This is a genomic window from Mycobacterium sp., assembly GCF_035653355.1.
In the GTDB taxonomy this organism is placed as follows: domain Bacteria; phylum Actinomycetota; class Actinomycetes; order Mycobacteriales; family Mycobacteriaceae; genus Mycobacterium.
On record NZ_DASRBZ010000534.1, the window covers coordinates 1 to 4,317 of the forward strand.

6 protein-coding genes are annotated in these 4,317 nt (G+C 62.6%); 1 reads left to right on the forward strand and 5 read right to left on the reverse strand.

Going from position 1 to position 4,317, the window contains the following annotated elements; all coding sequences use genetic code 11:
• The coding region (locus tag VFA16_RS18330; protein WP_324969182.1) for an MFS transporter at nt 1-431 on the reverse strand (431 nt) is incomplete at its 3' end.
• 130 nt (nt 432-561) lie between these two features.
• Nucleotides 562-1,653 (reverse strand): glutamate--cysteine ligase, encoded by a 1,092-nt coding sequence (locus VFA16_RS18335; RefSeq protein WP_324969187.1) that lies wholly within the window; start codon nt 1,651-1,653, stop codon nt 562-564.
• Between the two features lie 685 nt (nt 1,654-2,338).
• Here VFA16_RS18335 and VFA16_RS18340 point away from each other — a divergent pair.
• Nucleotides 2,339-3,157, forward strand: coding sequence for a mycofactocin-coupled SDR family oxidoreductase (locus tag VFA16_RS18340; RefSeq protein WP_324969183.1), 819 nt, complete (start codon nt 2,339-2,341; stop codon nt 3,155-3,157).
• 5 nt (nt 3,158-3,162) lie between these two features.
• On the opposite strand, the gene VFA16_RS18345 is transcribed toward VFA16_RS18340, so the two are convergent.
• The 3 genes from VFA16_RS18345 to VFA16_RS18355 all read right to left on the reverse strand — a co-directional run.
• Nucleotides 3,163-3,375 carry a hypothetical protein gene (locus tag VFA16_RS18345; RefSeq protein ID WP_324969184.1) on the reverse strand — a complete coding sequence of 71 codons (213 nt, stop codon included), beginning with the start codon at nt 3,373-3,375 and terminating at the stop codon, nt 3,163-3,165.
• The gene (locus tag VFA16_RS18350) at nt 3,372-3,797 is read right to left on the reverse strand and encodes a hypothetical protein (protein ID WP_324969185.1); all 426 of its coding nucleotides are present in this window, start codon (nt 3,795-3,797) and stop codon (nt 3,372-3,374) included. The genes VFA16_RS18345 and VFA16_RS18350 overlap by 4 nt, the downstream gene beginning before the upstream one ends.
• Nucleotides 3,798-3,819: 22 nt before the next feature.
• Nucleotides 3,820-4,317 (reverse strand): hypothetical protein (locus VFA16_RS18355; RefSeq protein WP_324969186.1); only part of this gene is annotated, 498 nt, incomplete at its 5' end.

A 4,317-nucleotide genomic window follows, 5' to 3' on the forward strand; every position in this document is an offset into this window, starting at 1 on the left:
GTAGGCCAAACTTCGGCAGTGTAAGGAGCGCCCACGGCGAGTTCGCCGGCTCCGCCCACGCCGGTGAGGAATCGGAGTCCGGTGAAGGCCGCGATGTTCGTCGTCAGTCCGGCCAGTGCAGTTGTCACGCCGTAGAGCAGGATCGACGCGCCCAGTGTGGTTTTGCGTCCCCACCTGTCGGCAGCGAATCCGAAGCCAATGGTGCCGATGGTGTAGCCGAGCAAGAAAATAGAACCTATATAGCCCGCTCGCGCTTCGGTGATATGCAAGGTCTTCTTGATCTCCGGCAAGACCAGGCCGTAGATGTTCACCGCATACGAGTCGAAGCCATAGCCCAGTCCGGCCGTCACTGCGACGAACAGTGCCTGGGTGAAAGTCGCGGATACGGGTCGCGATACCTGGGCCGGGATACTGCCAACGTTCGATGCCACCGGTGAACGGTATGCAGCGAGGCGAGATCTGCAGAAGGATCACAATCCTCGTGATCACAACCCCAACTCGGCACAGCCCCATGCGGAGGCGGTGAGCGTGGGCAACGACGCGGCGGATCCAAACTCGCCGTCAGGCAAGCGTCGCCTGCTCGGCGGCGGCAATGACGTCGGCGGGGTCGCGGCGAACCTGCCAAGCCCGCAGTTGTCGCATGGCGCCGTTACCCTCTTCGCTCAGTCGAGCTAGCTCCGAAGTCACTTGCCCATGCTCGCCGAGCGAGTGCAGGGCCGGTGCTATGCGCTCGACGAAGTCGATCAGTAACCGCCGGGTCGGTACCAATCTGCGGTTCCCGGCAAGGTCGATCGCTTGACCGTCGAGCCCGTCGTGCGCCGCCTTCCAGTAAGCCGCCCGCAATACGTCTGAGGGAACGCGCAGTGCCGGTTCCCCACGCCGCATCTCGTCCAATGCGGTCATGACAGCGGCGCGAACCACGGTGGCCAGCAGCACCGTCTCGGCCACCGTCGACGGCACGTCGGCGACCCGCACCTCGATCGTCGGATATTTCGCCGATGGACGCACGTCCCAATAGATCATCCCCTCGTCGAGCACGGTGCCGGTATCGACCAGCATGCGGACCGTGTCGTCGTAGTGGTCAACCGAGTCAAAAAACGGCGGAGGTCCCGAGGCGGGCCAGCGGCCCCATAAGATGCTGCGCCAGCTGGCATAGCCGGTCTCGGCGTTGTGGTACACCGCCGAGTTGGCGGTCAGCGCGAGCAGTAGCGGCAGCCAAGGTTGCAGCCGGTTACTCACCTCGACAGCCGATTCTCGGTCGGGCACCTCGACATGGACGTGACATCCGCACACGCCCTGTTCCCGGGCAAGCATGCCGAACCTCTCGCCGATCCGGCGATAACGTGGCGTGTCGGTCACCGGAAACCCCTGCGACATGTAGGGCGGCAACCCGATCGCCAACAGCCGCACGTCGCACGCCTTGGCCGCATCGGTGGCGACGCGACGCAGCCGCAGCAGTTCGTCGCGAAGCTCACCGCTGGTGGCGAAGACACCGGTCGTCGTTTCCACCTGGCACGTGGTTAATTCCAGCTGCAACGCGACGTCACGCGCCCGCGCCTTATCGGCCACCGCCCGATTGGCCGGCGCTGGTTCGTTGTCGGCGCCGATCAAGAGAAACTCTTCCTCGACGCCGACCGTCGGATTCTGTGACAGGATCGGGCCTTCGTGTGGTGCTTACGCGCCAACGACACCTTGACGGCCGTTAGCAACTAGGTGGAAAGCGGTCGATCTCGACTGTATTCCCATCGGCAGACCTCCTTGCCCGATAGGCGCCGGGTCGCGTTTGACAGTGGCCCATATTTTTGTCCGAGTTCGCCATCGTTTCGCGAGCCCATTTGAGGCGATGATAGGTGGGATGTGTGACGCCGTCCTCGGGAAAGGACGATTTGCCCAACGTCGACTGTCGGCAGCTCGACGCGGAGTCGTCCTGATTGCGACAACCTCCGTCTCAGCGAGCAAGGAGATGTCATGAAGGGCATCGCTTTTGAAGAGACAAGCTGCCGGCCATATCTGAAGAGCACCAGAAGGACGCAACCGCCTCGGGAATCGAGCTACTGAAGCAGGCCGGTTACGGTAGGCACAGGCTCTAAGGCGAATGGCCTCCGGGCATAGGAAATCGCGCACCTCAACGCCGAGCGCCTGCACGGACTCTAAGCACCCGTCCATCAGATGCGCGCTAGACAATAATTGACTTCAGTCAACGAGGGCAGGTAGAAAAGAACGCGTTGCTCGCACCGGTCCCGCCGGCGAATGGACGAGCACATCAACGCCTGCGCCACATCGTTGTCGGGCCCTACGCCGGCGTCGCCTGTCACGACCTGAACAGAGGAGCGCCACAGTGACGACATCTCCCAAGGGACGAGTTGCCGGCAAACGAGTGCTGGTTACCGGCGCTGCACGCGGTCTGGGGCGCAGCCACGCGGTGCGACTTGCCGAGGAAGGTGCGGACCTCATCCTCGTCGACATCTGCCAGTCGCTCCCCCAGATTGAATACCGCTTAGCCACCGAGGAAGACCTAGCCGAAACCGTACAACTGGTCACCGATCGCGGCTCCCGGTGCGTGAGCCGAGTCGTCGATGTCCGCGACGAGGCTGCGTTGCGCTCAGCGGTCGACGACGGCGTCAGTGAACTCGGCGGGTTGGACGGGGCGGTTGCCAACGCCGGTGTGCTGACGGTTGCTCCTTGGGACAGAACGACGCTCGAGCACTGGCGCACAGTGGTCGACGTCAACCTCATCGGAGTGTGGAACACCTGCGCGGCGGCGATACCGCATCTTGTCGCACAGGGCAGCGGCAGCTTGGTCAACATCGGCTCAGCCGGTGCGATCAAAGGCTTCCCACTGCAGCTGCCCTACACCGCGGCCAAGCACGGCGTCGTCGGTTTGACGCTGGCGCTCGCCAATGAGTTGGCGGCACAGAACATTCGGGTCAACTCCGTGCATCCCACTGGGGCGCCCACCGGGATGATCCCACCGTCCTTCGGCGACACACTCGGCAAAGAGCGGCCCGACCTCATCCCGATCTTTGTCAATGCAATGCCCACACCATGCGTGGAACCCGGTGACGTGAGCAATGCGGTGCTGTTCCTGATATCGGATGAATCTCGATTCGTCACCGGACTGCAGTTCAAAGTCGATGCCGGGGTGACGATCAAATAGCGGCCTCAGCTGCGCCCCTTCGTGAGCACACCGCGGCCGACGATGGTGGGCAGGTCGAGAAAGGTGCGGATTCCCGGCGCGGCGGCACAGACGGGTGCGATCGCATGCACGGTGTGCATGGTGGTGCCCAGGCAGCCCTGATGGTCATGCACGGCCGCGACGGCGTGGCGGCCGACATTGCCGGTCGCCCATTGGATGACGCGCAGTTTGTTGGTCATGGTTTCGCCGCTGCTGGCTGCTGGCCGGCTTGGCGGGCAAGCCGCTCGTTGTGGATGCGCACCAGTTCACGGAAACCGAGGCGGTGGTAATGCGGCACCGGCTGAATGCCCCACTGGTCCTGGGCTGTGGCCTTGCCCTCCACGCCCTCCGGTGGCCCGAACATCGGATACGGGACCTTGCACTCCAAGGTGTCGTTGGAGTAGCGGATCTTCATCAGTTCGCTGCAGATCTGGGTGAGACTCAGCGTCGGGTAGCCGTAGTAGATCGCCATGAAGGGCAGCGTGAAGGCACCTTCGATGACCAGGGCGACCAGGCACACCAAGACTGCCCGCTTGATCCATTTGTGCATTCGCGCGTAATACGGCGTCGTGCCCGGCGGAAGGTCATCGACCGAGTCTGCGGCCGGCGATGTCGTGGTCATTGCCCCTGCTCCTTAAACGTGTTCAGTCAGAGAAGATTTCGCGGTTAACCGTGTGCAGATACGGGATGGCGAGAAACGGGGTGATGTAGAAGATGTCGTAGAGCCACCACCCGATCACCGGGAACACGACACCCGCGTAGCGCACATCGGCATACATCGTCATGTTGAACAAGTACGCGGTCCAGATCACCGCGCCCATCCAGCACGTGACGATCATCCATTGGTGTCCCCACCGCTTCATCTGCAAGAACCCGATCGCCGCAGCAACCCGCATTGAGAACACCGTGAGGATCAGCCCTGCCACATAAGCTTTTTCACCCGGCCCGGCTGCCCCACCAACCCACAGCTCGTTGTAGTGCCAGAAGTAACCCCCGTCGAACATGTTGCCCCAGCCCACCATCAGCACCCGGTTGATCAAGGTGTGGTTGGCAACCAGGTCCAGTGCCCAGCCAAGACTGTTGAGCATTCCATCGATCAAGACCAAATAGCCGATCAACGTCACGATCATGGGCCGCACCGA

What these genes read in the sequence shown, in the direction of transcription:
- VFA16_RS18345 (WP_324969184.1), bottom strand. Translation starts at nt 3,375, where the DNA reads ATGACCAACAAACTGCGCGTCATCCAATGGGCGACCGGCAATGTCGGC.
- VFA16_RS18350 (WP_324969185.1), bottom strand. Translation starts at nt 3,797, where the DNA reads ATGACCACGACATCGCCGGCCGCAGACTCGGTCGATGACCTTCCGCCG.